The 22,504-nt window shown below is 53.8% G+C and carries 16 protein-coding genes and 1 tRNA gene; 3 read left to right on the forward strand and 14 right to left on the reverse strand.

Going from position 1 to position 22,504, the window contains the following annotated elements:
* Positions 1-13: 13 nt before the first annotated feature.
* The 6 genes from rpsO to rimP all read right to left on the reverse strand — a co-directional run bounded on the left by rpsO (position 14) and on the right by rimP (position 6,556).
* The gene (rpsO, locus tag ACQY5R_RS01855) at positions 14-283 is read right to left on the reverse strand and encodes a 30S ribosomal protein S15 (RefSeq protein WP_029135016.1); all 270 of its coding nucleotides are present in this window, start codon (positions 281-283) and stop codon (positions 14-16) included.
* 209 nt (positions 284-492) lie between these two features.
* Positions 493-1,404, reverse strand: coding sequence for a tRNA pseudouridine(55) synthase TruB (gene truB, locus ACQY5R_RS01860; RefSeq protein WP_428603805.1), 912 nt, complete (start codon positions 1,402-1,404; stop codon positions 493-495).
* On the reverse strand, positions 1,404-1,784 hold the full coding sequence (gene rbfA / locus ACQY5R_RS01865) for a 30S ribosome-binding factor RbfA (protein WP_428603807.1): 381 nt from the start codon (positions 1,782-1,784) through the stop codon (positions 1,404-1,406). The genes truB and rbfA overlap by 1 nt, the downstream gene beginning before the upstream one ends.
* A gap of 18 nt (positions 1,785-1,802) precedes the next feature.
* A complete protein-coding gene (gene infB / locus ACQY5R_RS01870) occupies positions 1,803-4,478 on the reverse strand; it encodes a translation initiation factor IF-2 (protein WP_428603809.1) in 2,676 nt (891 codons plus the stop codon).
* A 21-nt stretch (positions 4,479-4,499) separates the two neighbouring features.
* Complete coding sequence (gene nusA / locus ACQY5R_RS01875) at positions 4,500-6,002, reverse strand: transcription termination factor NusA (protein ID WP_428603811.1); 1,503 nt, start codon at positions 6,000-6,002, stop codon at positions 4,500-4,502.
* A gap of 14 nt (positions 6,003-6,016) precedes the next feature.
* Positions 6,017-6,556, reverse strand: coding sequence for a ribosome maturation factor RimP (gene rimP, locus ACQY5R_RS01880; RefSeq protein WP_428603813.1), 540 nt, complete (start codon positions 6,554-6,556; stop codon positions 6,017-6,019).
* Positions 6,557-6,882: 326 nt separating this feature from the next.
* On the opposite strand from rimP, the gene ACQY5R_RS01885 reads away from it, so the two are divergent.
* From ACQY5R_RS01885 to ACQY5R_RS01895, 3 genes are all read left to right on the forward strand, one after another.
* The gene (locus tag ACQY5R_RS01885) at positions 6,883-12,159 is read left to right on the forward strand and encodes a transporter substrate-binding domain-containing protein (protein ID WP_428603815.1); all 5,277 of its coding nucleotides are present in this window, start codon (positions 6,883-6,885) and stop codon (positions 12,157-12,159) included.
* Between the two features lie 21 nt (positions 12,160-12,180).
* Positions 12,181-13,251 carry an HD domain-containing phosphohydrolase gene (locus tag ACQY5R_RS01890; protein ID WP_428603817.1) on the forward strand — a complete coding sequence of 357 codons (1,071 nt, stop codon included), beginning with the start codon at positions 12,181-12,183 and terminating at the stop codon, positions 13,249-13,251.
* 70 nt (positions 13,252-13,321) lie between these two features.
* Positions 13,322-14,401 (forward strand): HD domain-containing phosphohydrolase, encoded by a 1,080-nt coding sequence (locus ACQY5R_RS01895; protein WP_428603819.1) that lies wholly within the window; start codon positions 13,322-13,324, stop codon positions 14,399-14,401.
* Positions 14,402-14,745: 344 nt separating this feature from the next.
* Here ACQY5R_RS01895 and ACQY5R_RS01900 read toward each other — a convergent pair.
* The 8 genes from ACQY5R_RS01900 to nuoH all read right to left on the reverse strand — a co-directional run bounded on the left by ACQY5R_RS01900 (position 14,746) and on the right by nuoH (position 22,502).
* Positions 14,746-14,822: transfer RNA gene (locus tag ACQY5R_RS01900), tRNA-Met, on the reverse strand.
* 187 nt (positions 14,823-15,009) lie between these two features.
* Positions 15,010-16,446 (reverse strand): NADH-quinone oxidoreductase subunit NuoN, encoded by a 1,437-nt coding sequence (nuoN, locus tag ACQY5R_RS01905; RefSeq protein ID WP_428603821.1) that lies wholly within the window; start codon positions 16,444-16,446, stop codon positions 15,010-15,012.
* Between the two features lie 31 nt (positions 16,447-16,477).
* Entirely contained in the window at positions 16,478-17,995 is a 1,518-nt protein-coding gene (locus tag ACQY5R_RS01910; protein ID WP_428603823.1) for an NADH-quinone oxidoreductase subunit M, read from the reverse strand.
* Between the two features lie 19 nt (positions 17,996-18,014).
* Complete coding sequence (gene nuoL, locus ACQY5R_RS01915; protein WP_428603825.1) at positions 18,015-20,003, reverse strand: NADH-quinone oxidoreductase subunit L; 1,989 nt, start codon at positions 20,001-20,003, stop codon at positions 18,015-18,017.
* Positions 20,004-20,005: 2 nt separating this feature from the next.
* On the reverse strand, positions 20,006-20,311 hold the full coding sequence (gene nuoK, locus ACQY5R_RS01920; RefSeq protein WP_428603827.1) for an NADH-quinone oxidoreductase subunit NuoK: 306 nt from the start codon (positions 20,309-20,311) through the stop codon (positions 20,006-20,008).
* Between the two features lie 11 nt (positions 20,312-20,322).
* Positions 20,323-20,922, reverse strand: coding sequence for an NADH-quinone oxidoreductase subunit J (locus ACQY5R_RS01925; RefSeq protein WP_428603829.1), 600 nt, complete (start codon positions 20,920-20,922; stop codon positions 20,323-20,325).
* Between the two features lie 34 nt (positions 20,923-20,956).
* Positions 20,957-21,448: an NADH-quinone oxidoreductase subunit NuoI gene (gene nuoI / locus ACQY5R_RS01930; protein WP_428603831.1), complete on the reverse strand. Its 492-nt coding sequence runs from the start codon at positions 21,446-21,448 to the stop codon at positions 20,957-20,959.
* Between the two features lie 13 nt (positions 21,449-21,461).
* Complete coding sequence (nuoH, locus tag ACQY5R_RS01935) at positions 21,462-22,502, reverse strand: NADH-quinone oxidoreductase subunit NuoH (protein ID WP_428603833.1); 1,041 nt, start codon at positions 22,500-22,502, stop codon at positions 21,462-21,464.
* Between the last annotated feature and the right edge of the window lie 2 nt (positions 22,503-22,504).

A 22,504-nucleotide genomic window follows, 5' to 3' on the forward strand; every position in this document is an offset into this window, starting at 1 on the left:
GTTCAGGTTCAGATTAACGACGCAGGCCTAGACGCGAAATCAATGAGCGATAACGTTCAACATCTTTGGACTTCAGATAGTCCAGCAGCTTGCGGCGAGAGTTCACCATGCGCACCAATCCACGGCGGGAGTGGTGATCGTGTTTATGGGCAGCGAAATGCTCGGTAAGCTGGTTGATGCGAGCGGTCAACAGAGCTACCTGAACCTCAGGGGAACCGGTGTCGTTCGCACCCTGCGCATATTCTTCAACAATCGCCTTTTTCTGTTCTGCATTAAATGCCATTTTCGTTTCCTCACTGTAGTTAAATAAGAAATCCGCGCCCGACAAGTGGGATCAGGGGCGGACTTAAAACCCGCTTGCGCGGGGGCTAAACGATCACCGAACAGCCTGGCCAGCCACGCGGGATCTGTAAACGGGGGATTATGATGGGTTTTAGAGTGGCAATCAAATGCCGCTGCTTTATTCAGTCATTAACAGACTATATCTGCCTGCTAAATCAACCTTTTTGGCGCTACCCGCCCATCATCCAGTACTTCTCCAACACCGATAAAATTCTCTTGGTCATCATAGAGGCGTACACGCCCTTCTGTGGGCGCCTTGGGCACCAGCACCGCTTGTCCCTGGCGGAGATAAAAACTGCTGTCACTGTTCAGGTGCACCGCCGGCCAACTTGTCAGGGCCGCATCTACCGGCAATAACAACGCATCCAGCGCATCCCGGCCACCCTGCTCAGCCGCAGCCTGCAGCGCCTCCATATCCAGCATGTTTTCACCCGAAAAGGGTCCCACCTGGGTGCGTCGCAGACAGACCACATGGGCGCCGCAACCCAACGCCTCACCGATATCCTCGGCCAGGGTACGGATATAAGTGCCCTTGCTGCAGTGGACTTCCAGTTCGAACTCCGGCCACTCACAGCCGAGAAGTCGGATCTCATGGATGGTCACGCGGCGCGGTTTCCGCTCCACCTCGACACCGTCCCGTGCCAGCTTGTAGAGCCGCTCACCCTGATGCTTCAGGGCGGAATACATAGGCGGTACCTGTTCGATCTCGCCAAGGAAACCCTGTAATGCCGCCGACAACCCCTCGGCGGTTACCGCGTCGGTTGGCCGGGTCGCCAGTAGCTCCCCTTCGGAATCGCCGGTGCTGGTGGTTTCGCCCAGTTTGATACGCACCCAATAGCGCTTATCCGCATCCAACAGGAAAGCTGATACCTTGGTGGCCCCACCAAAACAGATCGGCAGCAGCCCGGTCGCTAGCGGGTCGAGGCTACCTGTATGTCCCGCCTTACTGGCGTAATAGAGATTCTTGACCTTCTGCAACGCCTTGTTGGAGCTCTCCCCCAACGGTTTGTCAAACAACAGGATCCCCTGGACGTTACGCCCGCGCTGACGTCGGCGTCCCATCAGTCGTCACGCTCATCTTGATCCGGGTGATCCGATTTGACCGCCTGCTCGATCAATGAAGTAAGGCGGCTACCCCGTTCGATCGATTCATCATGGACGAAGTGCAACTCCGGTACGGTACGCATCCGTATCCGCTGCCCCAGTTCGTGGCGCAGCTTGGGAGCCATCTGTTTTAACGCCCTGGTCACTCCCCGTTCATCCAATTCACCGCCCAGGAAGGTGAAATAGACTTTGGCATGGGAAAAATCCCGTACCACCTGCACCGCCTGTATGGTGATCATACCGGTTTTGCGGGTATCAAAACTGCCACGCACCAGCTCCGCCAGCTCACGCTGTATCTGCGCCGCTACCCGGTCGGTTCTCTTAAATTCGCGAGCCATTAATCCGTCCGTTCAGAATCACAGCTGACGGGCAATTTCGGTGCGTTCAAAGACCTCGATCTGATCACCCGGTTTGACATCGTTGTAATTCTTCACGCCGATACCGCACTCGGTACCCGCCTTCACCTCGGAAACGTCATCCTTGAGCCTTCTCAGTGACTCCAGTACGCCCTCGTAAATCACCACATTTTCACGCAGTACGCGAATCGGGTTGTTACGCTTGACGACACCTTCCACCACCATACAACCGGCAATCGCACCGAGTTTGGAGGAACGGAATACATCGCGCACCTCGGCCAGGCCGACGATCTCTTCCCGCACTTCGGGCGACAACAGACCGGACAACGCTTTCTTCACATCATCGATCACCTCATAGATGATGCTGTAGTAACGGATATCCAGGCCACGGTCTTCTGCTGCGCGCCGCGCTGCCGCATCGGCACGCACATTAAAGCCGATGACAAAGGCATCCGAAGTGGCCGCCAGGTTGATGTCCGTCTCATTGATGCCACCCACAGCGGAGGCGACCACCTTGACCTTTACTTCATCGGTAGAGAGTTTCAGCAGCGATTCACGCAACGCCTCGACACTACCTTGAACATCGGCCTTGATGATCAGATTGATCACCCCGACATCACCTTCGGTCATCTTGGAGAAGAATTCATCCAGCTTGGCGGCTTTCTGTGCGGCCAGCCGGTTATCACGATTGGTCTCTTGACGCACGGAAGCCAGCTCACGCGCCTTACGTTCATCCGCTACGGCGATCACCTCGTCGCCCGCGTTGGGAACGCCGGAGAGGCCGAGCACTTCGACAGGAATGGAGGGGCCAGCCGATTCGATGGGCTGCCGATTTTCATCCAGCAACGCCCGCACACGACCAAACTCCTGGCCACACACCAGCATATCGCCCTTCTTCAGGTTACCCGACTGAACCAGAATCGTCGCAACCGATCCGCGCCCCTTGTCCAGGCTGGACTCGACCACGATACCGCGTGCCGGACCATCCTGCACAGCGGTCAACTCCAGAACCTCTGCCTGCAGCAGAATGGCATCCAGCAGACTATCAACTCCGTCACCGGTCTTGGCAGAGACCTCAATGAATTGGGTATCACCACCCCAATCCTCCGGAATCACCTCATGCTGGGAGAGTTCCTGCTTCACCCGGTCCGGGTTGGCCTCCGGTTTATCCATCTTGTTGATAGCGATAATCATCGGCACACCGGCCGCCTTGGAGTGTTGTATCGCTTCGATAGTCTGCGGTTTGGCGCCATCATCGGCCGCCACAACTAGCACGACGATATCCGTCACTTTAGCACCACGCGCACGCATGGCAGAAAACGCCGCGTGCCCCGGGGTATCCAGAAACGAAATCATGCCGCGATCGGTCTCTACGTGATAAGCACCGATATGCTGGGTAATACCACCAGCCTCTCCTGCCGCCACGCGGCTGCTTCGGATATAATCCAGCAGCGAGGTTTTTCCGTGATCGACGTGCCCCATGATGGTGACAACCGGTGCCCGATGCACCAGTTCACCCTGGACTTCGTCCAGTGAACTCATCACCTGGGCCTCGATACTGTCATCCTTTTTGGTGACCGCCACATGACCCATTTCCTCAACCACCAGGGTTGCCGTATCGTGGTCCAATGGCTGGTTGATGGTGACCATCATGCCCATCTTCATCAATTCCTTGATGACGGCAGCGGCCTTGATAGACATCTGGGACGCCAATTCAGCAGCGGTAATACTCTCCGGTACCACCACTTCCCGCACTACCGGCGCAGTCGGCTTTACAAAGCCGTGCTGGGAATCCGATTGTGCCGATCCGGTCTTGGCGCGGCCAGCCTTCCCTTTACGCCGTCCCCGCTTCTCGGCCGATACGTGCAGCTTTTTGCGGCTGTCGCTGTCATCATCGTCACGACCACGACCGACATGGGCACGCGTCTCTTTTTTGTGTCCACTCCGCTTGGCCGGACGCTCTTCTGTCGGTGGCACCGGAATCACTTCAGGTTCTATAGGCGTGGCAACCTTCGCCTCTTCTTTGGGCTTGCTCTCACGACCTTCGGTCGCTTCGCGCGTCTGGCGCTCTTGCTCTTCCAACAAGCGCGCCGCTTCCAGTTTGGCTTGGCGCTGCTTCTCTTCCTCTTCGCGCAAACGCGCCTCTTCTTCCAGGCGCTTGTTCTCTTCTTCTTTGACCTTGTCCAGTTCCGAGCGTCTCAACGCCTCCTCGGCATCACGCCGAGCCTGGTCTTCGGCCGCTATCTGCTGCCGCTTGGTCGCTTGTTCATCCAACGCTTTGCGTGCCGCCTCGGCGTCCTGCAGCGTCTTCTCATCCTCACTGGCGCTACCGCGCTTCACGTAGGTGCGCTTGCGCCGAACTTCGACACTGACGGTCTTTCCCGCCGTCCGGGTAGCGCCCCGGCTGCCGGGACCACGACCGCCGGTTGCCGGCTGTTGCAGCTCGCTGACCGTTTTGCGCTTCAGGGTGATTTTCCGAGGGCCGCCGGCAGTTGCGTCATCGTCCTTCTTGCCATGACTCTCCCGCAGATGCCCTAACAGCTTCGCCTTTTCCGAAACACTGATCAGATCTTCAGCGCTTTTTTTCATTACACCCGCATCTTTTAGCTGGGTAAGCAGGCGCTCTTCTGCAATTCCGACATCTTTTGCGAGCTGCCTTACCGTTACATCACTCATAGGATAGTACCTCCGGCAACCTTAGCTCTGCTGCTCATCTGCAAACCAGGGGGCGCGTGCAGCCATGATCAGCTGTGCCGCCTTCTCCTCGTCCATACCATCAATAACCATCAATTCGTCAACCGACTGTTCAGCCAGATCTTCCATGGTAATAATCCCACGGCTTGCCATCTCATAAGCCAGATCTGAATCCATCCCCTCCATGCCAAGCAGGTCTTCCGCCGGTCCCTCACCCATCGCTTCCTCTTTGGCAATCGCCTGGGTCAGCAGAATCTCCTTTGCCCGCTCTCTCAGGGCATCGACAATCTCCTTGTCGAACTCTTCAATCTCCAACATTTCGCTGATCGGCACATAAGCCACCTCGTCCAGCGTGGTAAACCCTTCCTGTACCAGAATCATCGCCACTTCTTCGTCAACATCCAGTTGCCGCATGAAGTTTTCCACGAACTCACGTATTTCAGCCTCACTCTGAGCTTCAGCATCGGCTTCGTTCATGACATTCAATTCCCAACCGGTCAGCTCACTGGCCAGCCGCACATTCTGGCCACCACGCCCAATAGCCTGGGAGAGGTTTTCTTCACTGACCGCGACGGTCATGCTGCCGGAATCCTCATCTACAACGATAGAGGCGACATCGGCCGGCGACATGGCGTTGATGACAAACTGGGCAGGATTATCATTCCATAAGATAATATCCACCCGCTCGCCATTCAATTCATTGGAGATAGCCTGCACACGCGAGCCGCGCATGCCGACACAGGCGCCGACCGGGTCGATGCGCTGGTCATTGGTCTTGACCGCAATCTTGGCGCGCAACCCCGGATCCCGGGCGGCGCCCTTAATCTCGATGAGCCCTTCGCCAACCTCCGGCACCTCCAGCTTAAACAATTCGATCAGCAGCTCAGGACAACTGCGGCTGACAAACAGCTGCGGGCCCCGCTGTTCGGAACGCACATCGTAGAGGTAACCACGAACCCGGTCGCCGGTGCGTACCGGTTCGCGTGGAATCATCTGGTCGCGCAGCACGATCGCCTCGGCATTGCCGCCAAGATCCAGCGTCACGTTACCGCGATCCACCCGTTTCACTATACCGGTCACCAACTCACCGATGCGCTCCTGATAGGCCTCAACCACCTTGGCCCGTTCCGCTTCCCGTACCTTCTGCACAATCACCTGTTTGGCAGTCTGGGCAGCGATTCGACCGAAGGCGATCGACTCCATGGGCTCTTCAATGAAATCACCCACCTGGAGATCCGGATTCGTCTTGCGCGCATCGGCCAGCAGGATCTCCTTCTCCGGATTGAGCTCTTCGCCCTCTTCCACCTCTTCAATCACTTCCCAGCGGCGGAAACTGGTGTAGTCGCCGGTCACACGATCGACCTGAACGCGCACACCGATATCGCCCCCGTGTTTTTTCCGGGTCGCAGACGCGAGTGCATACTCGATCGCCTCGAAAATGATCTCTTTTTCAATATCCTTTTCGTTGGACACGACATCAACGACAAGCAGAATCTCTTTATTCATCTGTCTCAACCCAATCAAAATTCAGGCACTAATCGCGCTCTATCAATCAAATCCAGCGGCAGGGCGGTCTCTTCACCGTCCACAACCACCAGGACCTTGCCATCCTGCAGACCTTTCAGCACGCCTTCAAAGCGACGCCGCTCATGCAGTTTTGTGCGTAACCGGACATTGATTTTCTGACCGGCAAATCGCACATAATCCTTTTCAAAAAACAACGGTCTATCCAGACCTGGCGAGGAGACCTCAAGGCTGTAGTTCTCCTTGATCGGGTCCTCCACGTCCAAAACACCACTGACCTGATGACTGACTACAGCGCAATCATCCACGCTGATCCCGTCTTCATGATCAATATAGATCCGCAACAGTGACCCGCCCCTTCCCTGACTCAGGTACTCCACGCCGACCAGCTCATAGCCAAGAGGCTCAACCGCCCCCCGGACAATTTCAATCAAACTTTCTGATGCGCCAGCCATACTCGTAGATAAAAAACCAGAAACAAAAAAAGGGCCATTGGCCCAAGAATAATCAGGTGGCTGGCTGTTGGCCGGCGACACCAATAAAAAAACCCCAAACGGGGTCCTTCTTAACGCAATGAATTTACTGACTTTTCACTGCAAACAGCCATCACGGCTACCGAATCGCGCTGATTATACCCGCGACATCCCCGTCATGCAATCGGGGGAAGATAAACAACTTGGCGGGACAGCGGACCCAGCAACGGTCCGGCGACACGACAATCTTCGCGTACCCCACCATTTTCCGAACCTGGTGTCTGACTATCACGCGTGATGATAAGCTCAGAAAACCGTCTCTTACCTTCACATCCAATAAAAGTGTGTTAGATTTCTCAAGACCATATAAACAAACAGGTAATTTAGGGATGGTCAAAAGGACTGACTGGTCGGGATTGCTGCTGCTGATGTTGTCCCTAATCAGCAGCCCCTCCGCTTTCAGTGCAGCCCTGGATGCCGGCCAGGAAAAACCCACTCCAACCATCATCGTTTATAACGAGGGCAACCCCCCACTCAAATACCGGGACGAAAATGGGGAAGCGGCCGGCATCTTGATGGATATCTGGAAGCTTTGGTCCACCAAAACAGGCATTCCAGTCCAATTCGAGGCATTACCCTGGGATCAAACCCTGCAAGCCGTCAAGGACGGCACCGCCGACATTCATGCGGGACTGTTTTTCACCAAAGAGAGGGATCGGTTTCTGGATTATGCGGACTACCCGCTACTGGAACTCGATTATCACTTTTTTCACCATCGATCGATCAGTGGCATTCAAAAGCTGGAAGACTTGATCGGACTACAAATCGGGGTGCCAAAAGGCTATACCGAAACCTTCATGCGGCAGCGCCTGCCGCATGCGGCATTCGTGGTCTATGACAACTTCCCCAAACTCTACGCCGCCGCTGACCGGGGAGAAATCAAGGCATTCATCTCTCCCGGCATAAACTACCGTTACCATTTGAAGCATACCGGCAAAAGTTCCAACTTTATCTATTACCCGGAAAAGCCGGTCTATACCCGCACCTACCTGGGGGCCGTGCAGCAAGGGAACCAGGCGCTGCTGAAGCAGCTGAATCAAGGGCTAAAGGCCATCACGACCGAAGAACGCGCTGACATCGAAACGCGCTGGCTGGGCAGCAATCAAACCGATACCCAGGACGTCATCACCATCGTAAACCGGCGGGATATGCCGCCCTTCAGTATGTTTGACGAAGAGGGCGAACCCACCGGCATTCTGAATCAGCTCTGGCAAGAATGGGCCCATAAAACCGGCAACAAAGTGGCCTTCCGATTACTGGAAGAGAGCCAGTCCCTCAACCGTGTGGCAAAGGGGCAAGCGGATATCAGCGGTTCGATCTACTACCCTGCCGATCTACCATCCGGCCTGCAACTTTCCGACCCGCTGCTTGAAATACCGGTCTTTCTATACAGCCTGGCCGGCACGGATACCGCGCCAGACGCCGATAGTGCTGTATTCGGCTACACCCAGGTGAGCATTCCAAGCCAACTCGCCAACCGCTATTCGCCGTCCCAGCTACGTCTCTACAATGACACCAGAGAGATGATCCGAGCCGTAGAACAAGGCCAAATCCAGGGTTTCATCAGTGATGAGATATCCGCCGACTACGCGTTACTCCAATCCGGCAAAGCCGGGCAATACCGACACACCCATACCCCCCTGTATACGGCGGCTATCACCGCCGCTCTCCGCCGTCATGACCAAGCGCTGCTGAAGTCGGTCAACCAGGGTATCCACGCCATCGAATACCAAACCAAGATCGTCGCCATTCAGCAGTGGCTGGGGGCGCAATGGGATAGCGCTGAAGACCGATCAGGTATCGATCTAACCAATGACCAGATCGCCTGGCTTGCACAACACCCTAATATCGATATCGGTGTAGATGGAAACTGGCCACCGATCGATTACATTGATGAGACGGGGCGCCATAAGGGTATTGCTGCCGACTACCTCGCTCTATTGGAAAAGCGTCTGGGTATCAAATTTACCCCCTCAACGGGCCCCACGTTCAAACAGATGCTGAATAAAGTCATGCAGGGTGAACTGAAAGTGGGCGCGACCATCACCCGCAAACCGGAACGGGAAGAGAAACTCCTATTCAGCGAGCCGTTTACTCAGATTCAGAAGGTCATCATCTCGAATGGAAACGCCTCCCCGCCCTATCGCACGATCGAATCCCTTTATGACAAGACAGTGGTAATCGAAAACGGCTTTGCCACCATGCGGCAGTTACAGGAGCAACACCCGAGAATCCATCTCAAACCGATGGATTCAACGTTGGAAGCGCTTCGGGAACTGGCCTGGGGGAAGGCCGATGCGTACGTTGGAAATATGGCGGTGGCGCAATGGCTGATCCGAAAACACCAACTGAGTAATTTGATTATCAGCGGGGATCCCGGACTCGGAGCCGCACCACAGAACTTCGCCGTCACACGCTCAGATCCTGAATGGGCACCGCTAATTGACATCATCGACAAAGCGCTTGACTCGATTAGCGAGACTGAAAAAACTGAGATAGAGAGCCGATGGCTCAGTTCACAATACACCGCCAATTTGCCGGCTCGAAAACGTATTGCACTGAGTAAAAAAGAAAAGGTATGGCTGCGCAACCACCGTGAGATCAGGATCGGCATCGACCCCGTATTCCCCCCGGTCGAATACTTTGACAGTGATGGAAAAACCTACCGCGGCATGGCATCAGATGTCATCCAGATCATCGCCAAACAGTTAGATCTGGGCATGACACCCGTTACCGGTATTTCCTGGAAAGAGGTACATAAAAGGATAAAAAAGGGTGAAATAGATCTTCTGCCCGCGGTGACCCAGACACCGCTGAGATCAAAATACCTGGACTTCACCAATCCCTACCTGGAATTTCCCCAGGTGATATTCACTCGAACCGACACCGATTTCTTTTTGAACAACCTGGATGACTTAGTCGGCAGACGGGTGGTGGTAGAAAGTGGCTATGTCACCGAAGAGCGCCTGAACCGGGATTATCCTAACCTCACGACAGTAAAGGTAAGCAATACCATTGAAGCGCTTAAAAAGCTCTCTGCCGGCGAAGTGGATGCCTATGTCGGCAACCTCACCATCGGCAGCTACCTGATTACCGAACACGGCCTCAACAATATCAAAGTTGCCGCCCCGACCCCTTACAGCAATAGCTTGTCTATTGGCGTACGCAAAGATTGGCCCATCCTGCGCGGCATCATGCAGAAAGCTCTCAACAGCATTCAACCGGAAGAGATGGTTGCCATCCGCCAGAAATGGATGAAAATCCGCTATGAGCAGAGCGTCGACTATAAACTGCTGTGGGAAACCGCCGGTGGCGCCCTGATCATTATCATTCTGATTCTGGTCTGGGTGGCACAAATCAGTCGCCAACGCCGGATCGTCTCTGAAGCCAAAGATCAGGCTGTGCAGGCGAGCCGTTTCAAGAGCGAATTCCTGGCCAATATGAGTCACGAAATCCGCACCCCGATGAATGCCATTGTCGGACTTTGCCATCTCACCTCCCGCACCGACTTGAATACCAAGCAGCGGGATTACATCGAAAAAATACAGTTATCAGCCCAGTCGTTGCTATCGATCATCAACGACATTCTCGATTTCTCAAAGATCGAAGCTGGCAAGCTAAAAGTAGAGCATGTCAAATTCGACTTGGAGGACGTGCTACACAATCTGGCTACGCTATCTTCCATTAAAGCGGTGGAAAAGGGTCTCGAGATCGTCTTCGAGCAAGACCAGGACATTCCTACCCAACTCAGGGGGGATCCGTTCCGACTGGGACAGGTACTGTTAAACCTGGTGTCCAACGCCATTAAGTTCACGGAGCAGGGAGAGGTTCTGGTCAAAATCAGCAAGCGCAAACAGGAAGCACAGCAGATATGGCTTCAATTCGATGTCATCGATAGCGGTATCGGTATTTCGAAAGCAAAACAGGGAAGCCTGTTCAATGCCTTCACCCAGGCGGACGGCTCCACGACCCGGAAATACGGAGGTACTGGACTGGGCCTTTCGATCAGCCGGCAACTGGTCAGCCTGATGGGGGGTGAAATAGGCGTGGACAGTACACCTGGTGCCGGTAGCCGCTTCTACTTCACCCTGCCCTTCACCATCGCCGAACCCGTTACCTCACCCAAACTCCTTCCGGACATCCGGGGTATGCGGGTACTGTTAGTGGATGATAATCACACCTCCCTGGAGGTGCTCAGCCATATTCTCGAGTCACTCTCCTTCCACGTCACCGCCTTCGACTCTGGCAGCAAGGCGCTGCACCATCTGCGCCAGACCGACTCCCGCTATGACTTGATCCTACTTGACTGGATTATGCCCGGCATGGATGGAAACCAAGTGGCAAAACAAATCCGCGAATTGGCCACCGAAGGCCAGCCACCCATTATCATTATGGTCACCGCATACGGTCGCGAAATGTCGGAAACCCACCTGGATGAATCGGCACTCGACAGCATTCTGATCAAGCCGATCACCCCGTCACAACTCTTTGACGCCATCATAAAGGCCAAGGCTTCCGAGAATCCTGAACTGGCAGCCGAAGCGGGAATTTCAAGTATTCAGTCATACCAGCCACCGCCACAGCTCAAAGGCGAAGTGCTACTCGTCGAGGACAACCTTATCAATCAACAGGTGGCCAGAGAACTGTTGGAACAAATGGGGCTGACTATAACGATCGCTTCGAATGGAATGGAAGCGGTCGCTGCCGCATCGGAACATCGTTACGATGTGATACTAATGGATATCCAAATGCCGCAGATGGACGGCTATGAGGCGGCTGGTAAAATCCGGAATTTGCCTGAATCAAACACCTTGCCGATCATTGCACTCACCGCCAACGCACTCAGTGGCGATAAGGAGAAAGCACTTGCTGCAGGGATGAACGAGCACGTCCCCAAACCCATAGACCCCGCCGATCTTCACCGAATATTGAGTCAATGGCTACCTATCGACACTGCTATTGAAGATAAACCACCGCCCCTCACCGTCAGCGAACAAGAGATCACTGATCTCCAGGAGCGCTTACCCGGCATCAATGTCAAAGCGGGAATCGCCAGGGTCGGTGGCAATCGTGAGCTGTATGAAAAGCTCGCTCGACAGTTCTATGAAGACCATCAAAACGCCTTGGAGATTTTGCAGGACCAACTCTCCACCTCGGACATCGAAGCGGCAACCCGCACCGTCCACACCATCAAGGGAGTCGCCGGCAACATCGGCGCCAGCAGCTTACAAAGTGCCGCCGCCGAACAGGAAGTCTCTCTGCATCAACAGCATAATGACGGTATCCAGGAAAGCTTCCGCAATGCCTGTGTAGAGATATTCGGTCAGCTATCAACCCTGGCACAGGCCGGTGAAAAAACGCCTCCAGACACGTCTTCTACTGAGCAAGCGGTGGACAACATTAATATCGAACAAGCCGTGGTCGATCTGCGGCAAAAGCTCGATGAAGGCAACGGCAGTAGTCTGAAGCTGGTCCAGACCATCAAAAACCATCTCACTTCTGAACAGGACAAAGCGACCTTCACCCAACTGGAGAAGCAGGTCGCTGACTATGATTTCGAAGACGCAATGGACACGCTGGAACAATGGCATAGAGAACGCTCTTAGCGAACAACAAGGCAAAACGGAATGGACGATAAACCGAGTATCTTAATTGTCGATGACGAGTCTTTTTATCTCGATCTGCTTCTAAGCCTCCTGTTACCTCTATACAAGGTCTCTGTTGCAAAAAATGGCGATCAAGCTATTAAGCGTGCAAACGCCAAGCATCCTCCTATGTTGATATTGCTCGACGTCATGATGCCCGGCATGGATGGCTACCAGGTGTGTGAAAAATTGAAATTGGCCCCCTCCACCAGTGACATCCCCATTGTATTTTTAACCGGAAAAAGTGAAGTGGACGACGAGATTCGCGGCCTGGAGCTGGGTGCCGTGGATTATATATCCAAACCGATTAGCCCTCCGATACTCCTTGCCAGAGTAAAGAATCACCTGGCACTTGCCCAACAGCACATCGCACTGGAGGGGCTGGTGATGGAACGAACCGAGCAAATTGAAAAAACCAAGGATGCCGTTACCTACAGTATGGGTGCACTGGCTGAAGCACGGGATAATGAAACGAGTAATCATCTCAAGCGGACTCAACAGTACGTAAGAATCCTGGCGGAAAAACTGAATCAACATGAATCGTTTCACGGCCATCTAAACGCCAAAACCGTCGATATGATAACAAGTGCCGTGCCCCTGCATGATATCGGAAAAATAGACTTGCCTGACCGCATCCTGTGTAAGCCTTCCAAGTTCTCTGAGGAAGAGAAACTGGAGATGAATAAACATACTCTCTACGGTCGCACTGCACTGGAGAAGGCAGAAAGTGACATAGGTCACATCCCCTATCTTAAGATTGCCAAAGAGATTACCTATTGCCACCATGAACGTTGGGACGGTAGCGGCTATCCAGAAGGCTTGAAGGAAGGAGAGATTCCACTGGCCGCCAGACTGATGGCGGTTGCCGATGTCTATGACGCACTCATCAGTAAACGTCACTATAGAAGAGCCTTCTCCCATGAAGAGGCTGTTACCTACATAGAGAACAATAGTGGGGCTCATTTCGATCCCCTGCTTGTGGAAATCTTCAAACACACCCATGAAGAGTTTAATGCTATTGCAAACCGTTATACTGACAGCAATCCCGGATAGCGGTGCGGTCGATAAGCATAACCCGCTATAGTTGAAGGGGTCGTAATCCAGACAGAGGTGTTGAGCAAATATGACCGAAACAAGACCTAAAATTTTGATCGTCGACGACGAGACATTCTACATAGATGTCTTAATGAATCTGCTGCAAGACGATTATCACATTACGGTTGCCAAAGACGGTAAAACCGCACTCAAGCGCATATCGGAAAACTCTCTACCAGATTTGGTCCTGTTGGATATACTCATGCCCGGCATGGACGGTTATGAAGTGTGCAAACAGATAAAAAAACTGACCCAGCCCCACTACGTGCCCGTCATTTTCCTCACCGTCAAAGGTGAAGTGGAAGATGAAATCAAGGGTTTCGAATTAGGTGCTGCTGATTACATCAGCAAACCCTTTAGCCCGCCTATTGTCAAAGCGCGTGTTCGATCCCAAATCAACCTCGCCAACCACCAGCACTTGCTGGAGAGAGTGATTTCAGAGCGTACGGAGGAGATCGCCCGTACCCGCGATGTCGCCATCTATTGTATGGCATCCCTGGCTGAGACCCGCGATAACGAAACCGGCAAACACATTCAACGAACCCAATCCTATGTAAAAGCGCTGGCAACTCAGTTAAAGGCGCATCCCAAATTCAAAAACTATCTTGACGAAGAACGTATAGAACTGCTCTACCGGGCAGCACCTTTACACGATATTGGAAAAGTCGGCGTACCTGACCGGGTTCTGCTAAAACCCGGCAAATTGGATGAGGCCGAATGGCATGAAATGAAGCGCCACACCGAATACGGACTTAACGCCATTGAAAACGCCGAGAAAGAATTGGGCAACACGCCACTGCTGGATGTCGCCAAGACCATCGCCTACACGCACCACGAACGTTGGGATGGGACTGGATATCCGTCTGCGCTGAAGGGAGATGATATTCCAATAAGCGGGAGATTGATGGCACTGGCGGATGTCTACGATGCACTGATCTCAAAACGCGTCTATAAAGAGGCGTTTTCCCACGAAAAAGCGGTAGAGATTATCAGCCAGTCAAGCGGAACCCATTTCGACCCGGATGTGGTTGAAGCCTTCATGGTGCAGGAACAGACATTCAAGAGTATCGCCGAGAGATTGAAAGACCGGGAAAACGGCAGCGACTAGCTTACTCCGGCACATACTACTCAACCCCAACCAGAGTGGTCAGTGGCCTCTGCTAGCCGGCGGGGTCGAGTTATCGCTATCCGACTTACCGTATTCGGCTCTTTCTAAACAAGCTTGTTCAGCTTGTTCGGACACCCAAGGTTCGAGAATATTTTAATCGGGAACAAAAAGACCGCACTGAGCGACCCTTTTCTTGTTTGGTAGCGGGGGCAGGATGACTCGCGCATTCGCGCTCGTGCAGCGCGCCTACGGCGCTAGTCGAACCGGACTGTTTGATGTCGTAGGTTCGAATGCGTTCTATTCAGGCACAAAAAAGGGCCGCACTAAGCGACCCTTTTTATATTTGGTAGCGGGGGCAGGATTCGAACCTACGACCTTCGGGTTATGAGCCCGACGAGCTGCCAGACTGCTCCACCCCGCATCTGGTGGCGCAGATGATACGCACATGAAATAGGTTTGACAACCCCCTTCCCCTTTTAAATATTTGGCTTGGCTTAATCGCCTGGGATTTGGCTGCCTGACTGCAGAAATGGCGCATGCCACTAAGAGAAAGCCCCGCCGGGAAGACAGGGCTTTGGGTAATTTTTACTTAATTCTACGCCTGCACCTTAACCTAACGCTGTCGCGCAGAGGGAGAGCAGACCCGCCGGGAACATACCCAAGACCAGCATGGCAAGGCCGTTCACCGTCAGCGCAATTTGGGTATCCACACCAGCCGTCAACGGAGTCGAATCCAGCGGCTTGTCAAAATACATCAGCTTGATGATGCGCAGATAGTAGAAAGCGCCGATGATAGAGAAGAATACGCCTACCAGCGCCAACCAAGTCATATCCACGCTGACAACCGCTTCCAGAACAAACATCTTGGCAAAGAAACCAACCGTAGGCGGCACACCCGCCATAGAGAACATGACCAGTAGCATCATGCCGGCAAACCAGGGGCTACGCTCGTTCAAGCCTTTGTAGTCGTCCAGGTTTTCCGCTTCGAAACCACGCCGGCTCAACAGCATGACGATACCGAAGGCGCCAAGCGCCATAATAGCGTAGACGATGCTGTAGAACATGGCGGCAGTATAGCCCTTGCTGGTACCGGCAAGAATACCGATCAGGATAAAACCGACATGGGAAATGGTCGAATAGGCCAACATGCGTTTGATGTTGCTTTGGGCGATGGCAAACACGTTACCCACACCCATGGAGAGAATAGCCAGGATCACCAACATGTACTGCCAGTCACCATGCAACCCACCAAGCCCATCAACCAGCATGCGCATCGCCAACGCGAAAGCAGCAATCTTGGGGGTACTGCCAAGGAAGGTGACCACGGCAGTCGGTGCCCCCTGATAAACATCCGGCACCCACATATGGAACGGCACGGCGCCAAACTTGAATGCCAGACCGATCACGACGAACACCAAGCCGAATACCAGCACCATTTTATTGACGTCGGGGTTGGCCAGTCCTTCGCCAATCGCCTGAAAACCGATGGAACCGGTAGCACCATAGATCATGGAGATACCGTACAGCAACATACCGGAAGCCAGCGCACCCAGCACAAAGTATTTCATTGCCGCCTCGGAGGCGTCGGCAGAATCCCGATTGAAAGCGACCAAAGCGTAGAAAGAGAGGGCCAGCAATTCCAATCCAAGATAGACAGTCAGGAAGCTATTGGCCGACACCATCACCATCATGCCGAGTACCGCAAACAGACCGAGGACATAAAACTCGCCTTTAAACAGATCGCGATCGCGCAGATACTCTTTGGAATAGAGGAAAGCCCCGGCACTGATGATAAAGATAGCGATCTTGAGTATGTCACTCATACCATCCCTGACCACGCTACCGTCAAATACAATGCGTGTTTCCGCCGGCGCCGTCAGCAGGGTGACAACGATGGCCAGTAGTAGGCTGATTTGTGTCATGCCATAACTGATTACCCGTTGATCCTCTTTTAGAAACAGATCCACCACCAGGACCACACAGGCCGCGATCAAGATGAAGATCTCCGGTAATACCGGTATCAGGCTGGATGTATCAAATTGCATCGAATCTCACCAATTCCTTAATTAGGGCCGGTTAGGGTATTTTTGTTACAGCAATATGTTTCAACAGGTTGACGATAGAGGCATCCATCACCTCTACCAGCGGCGCGGGCCAGAGTCCGAGAATCAACACGGCTGCCGCCAAGGAGCCCAGTATCAGGAGCTCACGACCGTTGATATCGCTAAGCGCCGCTACTTTGTCATTGCCGACCGCGCCAAAGACAACCCGCTTAACCATCCACAGGGTATAGGCGGCGCCGATAATCAGTGTGGTAGCCGCCAGGAATGCAAACCAGAAGTCGGCGCGGAAGCTGGCCAGGATCACCATGAACTCACCGACAAAACCTGAGGTACCGGGTAGTCCGGCATTCGACATGGCAAAGAACACCATGAAGCCGGCAAAGATCGGCATGGTGTGGACCACACCGCCGTAATCGGCGATCTGGCGACTGTGAATACGGTCATACAATACGCCGACACAGAGGAACATTGCGGCAGAGATGAAGCCGTGGGAAACCATCTGCACCATGCCGCCTTCCATACCCAGTGCAGCGCCTCCCTGGGCGGTACTGTTCTGGGCGATGATGAACACAATAAAGAAACCGAGGGTGACAAAACCCATATGGGCGATGGATGAATAGGCGATCAGCTTCTTCATGTCCTGCTGGACCAGCGCGACAAAGCCGATATACACCACCGCGATCAACGATAGGGTGATAATCAGCCAATCCAGGTGGCTGCTGGCATCTGGTGTGATGGGAAGGCTGAAACGCAAGAAACCGTAGCCACCGATCTTCAGCATGATCGCCGCCAGAATTACCGAGCCACCGGTAGGTGCCTCTACGTGGGCATCCGGCAACCAGGTGTGGACCGGCCACATCGGCACCTTGACCGCAAAGGCCATCAGGAAGGCAATAAAGATCAATATCTGTACATCCAGACCCATTTTCAGATCGTGGAAGGCGAGGATATCGAAGCTGCCGGCCTGGAAGTACATGTAGATCAACGCAACCAGCATGAATACCGAGCCAAAAAAGGTGTAGAGGAAGAACTTGATGGTCGCATATACCCGGTTCGGTCCGCCCCAGACACCGATAATCAAGAACATCGGAATCAGCATCGCTTCCCAGAACACGTAGAACAGCATGGCATCCAGCGCAGAGAAGACGCCCACCATGACGCCCTCCATAATCAGGAACGCGGCCATATAGTGCGAGGGCTTGTACTGGATCACTTCCCAGCCGGCAATAATGACAAAAATCGAGATAAAGGTTGTCAGGATGATCAGCGGCATGGAGATGCCATCCACACCCAGGTAATACTCGATTTTGAACAGCTCAATCCAGGGCGCACGCTCAACAAACTGCATGCCGGCAGTCGTAGAATCAAAACCCGAATAGAGCGGTAAACTCACAAGAAACGTGAGGATCGCAACGGTCAGTGCCGTCCAGCGGGTGGCGTTGGCTGCCTTGTCTCCACTTGCGAGAACCAGAAAGCCACCAACGATTGGCAACCAGATGGTCAAACTGAGAATGGGCCAGTCTGCTAACATGCGATGCGTCCTACCTTTCTTAAGCGATCACGAACCAGGTCAGCAAAACAAGCAGACCCAGAATCATGGCAATTGCGTAATGGAAGAGATAACCGGTTTGGATGTGGCGCACCCAGCCAGCGAAGCGGCCGATCGATCGAGCCGAGCCGTTGATGATCAAACCATCAATCAGCCCTCTGTCACCCAAGCCCCACAATAGGTTGCCGATACCCCGACTTCCTCCGGCAAACAGCGCCTGATAGGTCTCGTCAAAACCGTATTTCTTATCCAACATCTGGTAGATGCCGACGCTCTCGAAGCGTTTCTTCCAAGCCTCGGCCAGTGCCGGTTTCTTGATATAGAAGATAAAGGCAACCGCCACACCGGAGGCCGCCAACAGGGTCGGCAGACCAAAGATACCGTGGGTAAAGAAGGCCCAGGTTCCATGGAAACCGATCTCTTCCAGGGTGTTGTGTTCCGGCAGCACGAAGATGGCATCCTTGAACCACTCACCGAACACCATATCACCCACCGTAAACATACCGATAAACAGTGATGGAACAGCCAGCAGCATCAACGGCACGGTAACCACCAGGGGTGACTCGTGCAGGTGTGCCGCCGCATGCTCATCACGGGGTCCGTTGCCATGAAATACCAGGAAGTACATCCGGAAGCTGTAGAGCGCGGTAATGAAGACACCCGAAACGACAGCAAAGTAAGCATAGCTTGAGCCAGAGATGGTCGAGTGATGCACCGCCTCGATAATTGCGTCTTTCGAGAAGAAACCGGATGAACCCGGCAAACCGATCAACGCCAGTGAGCCGATCAGCGAGGTGATCCAGGTAATCTTCATGTACTTGCGGATACCACCCATATTGCGGATATCCTGATCATGGTGCATGCCGATAATCACGGAGCCGGCGGCCAGGAACAGCAGCGCCTTGAAAAAGGCGTGGGTCATCAGATGGAACACACCAGCCGCATAAGCGGAGACACCGAGCGCCACCATCATGTAGCCAAGCTGTGACAGGGTGGAGTAGGCCACAACCCGTTTGATGTCATTCTGCACCACGCCGATCAAACCGGTAAACAGGGCCGTCGTGGCACCGATCACCAGCACGAAGGTCAGCGCCGTTTCGGACAGCTCGTAGAGCGGTGACATACGCGTCACCATAAACACACCGGCGGTCACCATGGTGGCGGCGTGGATCAGGGCGGAAATGGGTGTCGGACCTTCCATCGAATCGGGTAGCCACACATGCAGCGGTACCTGTGCCGATTTACCCATAGCGCCGATGAACAGACAGATACAGATCACCGTCATCAACGACCAACCGCTGTCGCCCAGCAAGGTAATCTGCGTATCCGCCAATCCCGGTGCCAGTTTGAACACCTCGGCGTAATCCAGGCTATTGGTATACATTGCTACCGCAGCGATCCCCAGAATAAAACCGAAGTCGCCAACACGGTTGACCAGAAATGCCTTCAGATTGGCAAACACGGCCGTTTCCCGCACCGACCAGAAACCGATCAACAGATAGGAGACCAAGCCCACCGCTTCCCAGCCAAAGAACAGCTGCAGGAAGTTGTTGGACATCACCAGCATCAGCATGGAGAAGGTGAACAGCGAGATGTAGCTGAAGAAGCGCTGGTAGCTATTGGTGCCGGCCAGGCTGGTCTTCGGCCAGTTCTCTTCGTCATGCGCCATGTAGCCGATGGTATAGATGTGCACACAAAATGACACAAAGGTCACCACTACCATCATCATGGCGGTCAATTGGTCGATCAGAAAACCGACCTCCATGCGGATACCGTCGCTGACCATCCAGGTATAAACGCTGCCGTTGTAAATCTCTGTGGTGCCGTTGATAAACTGCAGCAACACGTAAAAGGACAACAGCATGGAGAAGCCGACGCCGCCGCTGGTAATCCAATGCGCACCGGCACGACCGATCCGCGAGCCCAAAAAGCCGGCGATGATTGCGCCAATCAGGGGCGCCAGCACGATAAGGAGATATATCTTTTCCATGCTTAACCCTTGAGAGTATCCAAATCTTCAACGTTAATGGTGCGCTTGTTACGGAACAGCACCACAAGAATAGCCAAGCCGATGGCCGCCTCGGCGGCAGCAACGGTCAAGATAAAGAATACGAACACCTGACCGGCGGAATCGCCAAGAAAATGGGAAAAAGCGATAAAGTTCATATTTACCGCCAGCAACATCAGTTCCACGCACATAAGCAGAATGATGACGTTCTTCCGGTTCAGGAAAATACCCGTCACGCTGAGCGAAAACAGTATTGCGCCGAGTATGAGATAGTCTGAAAGTGCAATCATGTCGGCTCCAATCAATCCTCTACATCCATCTTGATCACCCGTAAGCGATCAGCCTTTTTCACGCGTACCTGCAAAGACGGATTCTGATACTTAGTCTCGGGACGTTTGCGCATGGTCAAACCGATTGCGGCGATAATGCCAACCAGCAAAATAACCGCGGCAACTTCAAACGGGTACATATAGACGGTGTAGAGCACGCTACCCAGCTCTTCCGTGTTGTTGTAGTTCGCCGCGTGCGCCGCTGGTGCAGCAACTATGTCGAGACCGAAGTTGCCCGGACCGACAACCAGGAAAATTTCGATCGCCATCACCAGCGCTACCAAGGCGCCGACCGGCATATATCGGATAAAGCCAGCCCGCAAGGTGGCCACATCGATATCCAGCATCATCACCACAAACAGGAACAACACCATGACCGCGCCGACGTAGACAAGAATCAGCACAATGGCGAGAAACTCAGCCTCAGCCAACAACCAGATGCCGGCACTGGAGAAAAACGCCAGCACCAGAAACAGCGCCGAGTGCACGGGATTGCGCCGGGTGATGACCATAGTCGCGGCAAACACCAGGATCGCAGCGAATAGATAAAAGACAAACTTCTCGAATGTCATGGGTTAGTCCAGTCTCAGTTTTTAAAAACCACTATTACCGATATTTGCCGTCTGCACGGATGCAGGCAGCCAACGCCGGTTCATGTTTGTCACCATTAGCCAGCAGCTTTTCCTTGGTCATAACGGCATCCTGCCGGCTTTCAAAGTGGTACTCGTAAATCGGTGTCTCAACGATAGCGTCGACCGGGCAAGCTTCCTGGCAGTAACCACAGAAGATGCACTTAAACAAGTCAATGTCATACCGGGAGGTACGGCGAGATCCATCCGGTAGTGGTGGCGATACCTCAATGGTGATCGCTACCGCCGGGCAAGTTGCCTCACACAGTTTGCAGGCGATGCAGCGCTCCTCACCGTTCTCGTAGCGGCGCAGCGCATGCAAACCGCGAAAACGCGGGGATATCGGTGCCTTCTCTTCCGGATATTGAACCGTAAACTTCTTTTTGAACATGTATCCGCCGGTCACCCTCAACCCCTTGAGGAGCTCCAGCATGGCCAGACTTTTGATGTAATCGCGTAGCATTTTCATCTTTCATCCAACCTCAGCTAAACCAGGCGAAACGGTAGACGACCATCAGCCCGACCACCAGAATCCAGACGATGGTGATCGGAATAAAGACCTTCCATCCCAAGCGCATGATTTGGTCATAGCGATAACGCGGGAATGTGGCGCGGAACCAGAGGAAGAAGAAGCCGGCGAAAGCCGTCTTCAGGAACAACCAATGGATGCCGTCACCCAGCAGGAACACACCATCCACCCAACTGGCGGGCAGCGGTGACAACCAACCACCCAGGAACAGCAATGCTGTCAGGGCGGAGATCAGAATCATGTTTGCGTACTCGCCGAGGAAGAATACCGCGAACGGCATGCCGGAATACTCGACATGGAAACCAGCCACAATCTCCGATTCACCTTCCGCTACGTCAAACGGCGCACGGTTGGTCTCGGCCACACCGGAGATAAAGTAGATCAGGAACAGTGGAAACAGCGGCAACCAGAACCAGCCGAAGATACCGGCTTCGCTCTGCTGGGCACGGACAATCTCACCCAGATTCAGACTACCGGCGGCAACCAGCACACCAACCAGGGCAAAGCCCATAGCGATTTCGTAGGCCACGATCTGGGCGGCGGAACGCATCGCCCCCAGGAAGGCATACTTCGAGTTCGACGCCCAACCGGCGATGATCACGCCATATACACCGATGGAGGTGAGGGCCAGGATATACAGCAGTCCGGCATTCAGGTCCGCCAGCACCAGACCGTCGGAAAAAGGCATCACGGCCCAGGCGGCGAGAGCCGGACCCAGCGTCAGCAACGGCGCAATCAGGAACAGGGTTTTATTGGCCTTGGTCGGGATTACGATCTCTTTGAACATCAGCTTGACGGCGTCGGCGATCGGCTGCAGCCAACCCTTGGGCCCGACACGATTGGGGCCGATACGCACTTGCATATAACCGATGAGCTTGCGCTCCGCGTAGGTAAAGTAGGCTACACAGAGCATCAGCGGTGCAACGATCACCACGATTTTGATCAGGATCTGCAGGACGATCAGGTTTTCGCCAAGCCATTCCCAGAGAGTCATCA

This window comes from Sedimenticola sp., from assembly GCF_050289425.1.
In the GTDB taxonomy this organism is placed as follows: domain Bacteria; phylum Pseudomonadota; class Gammaproteobacteria; order Chromatiales; family Chromatiaceae; genus Sedimenticola.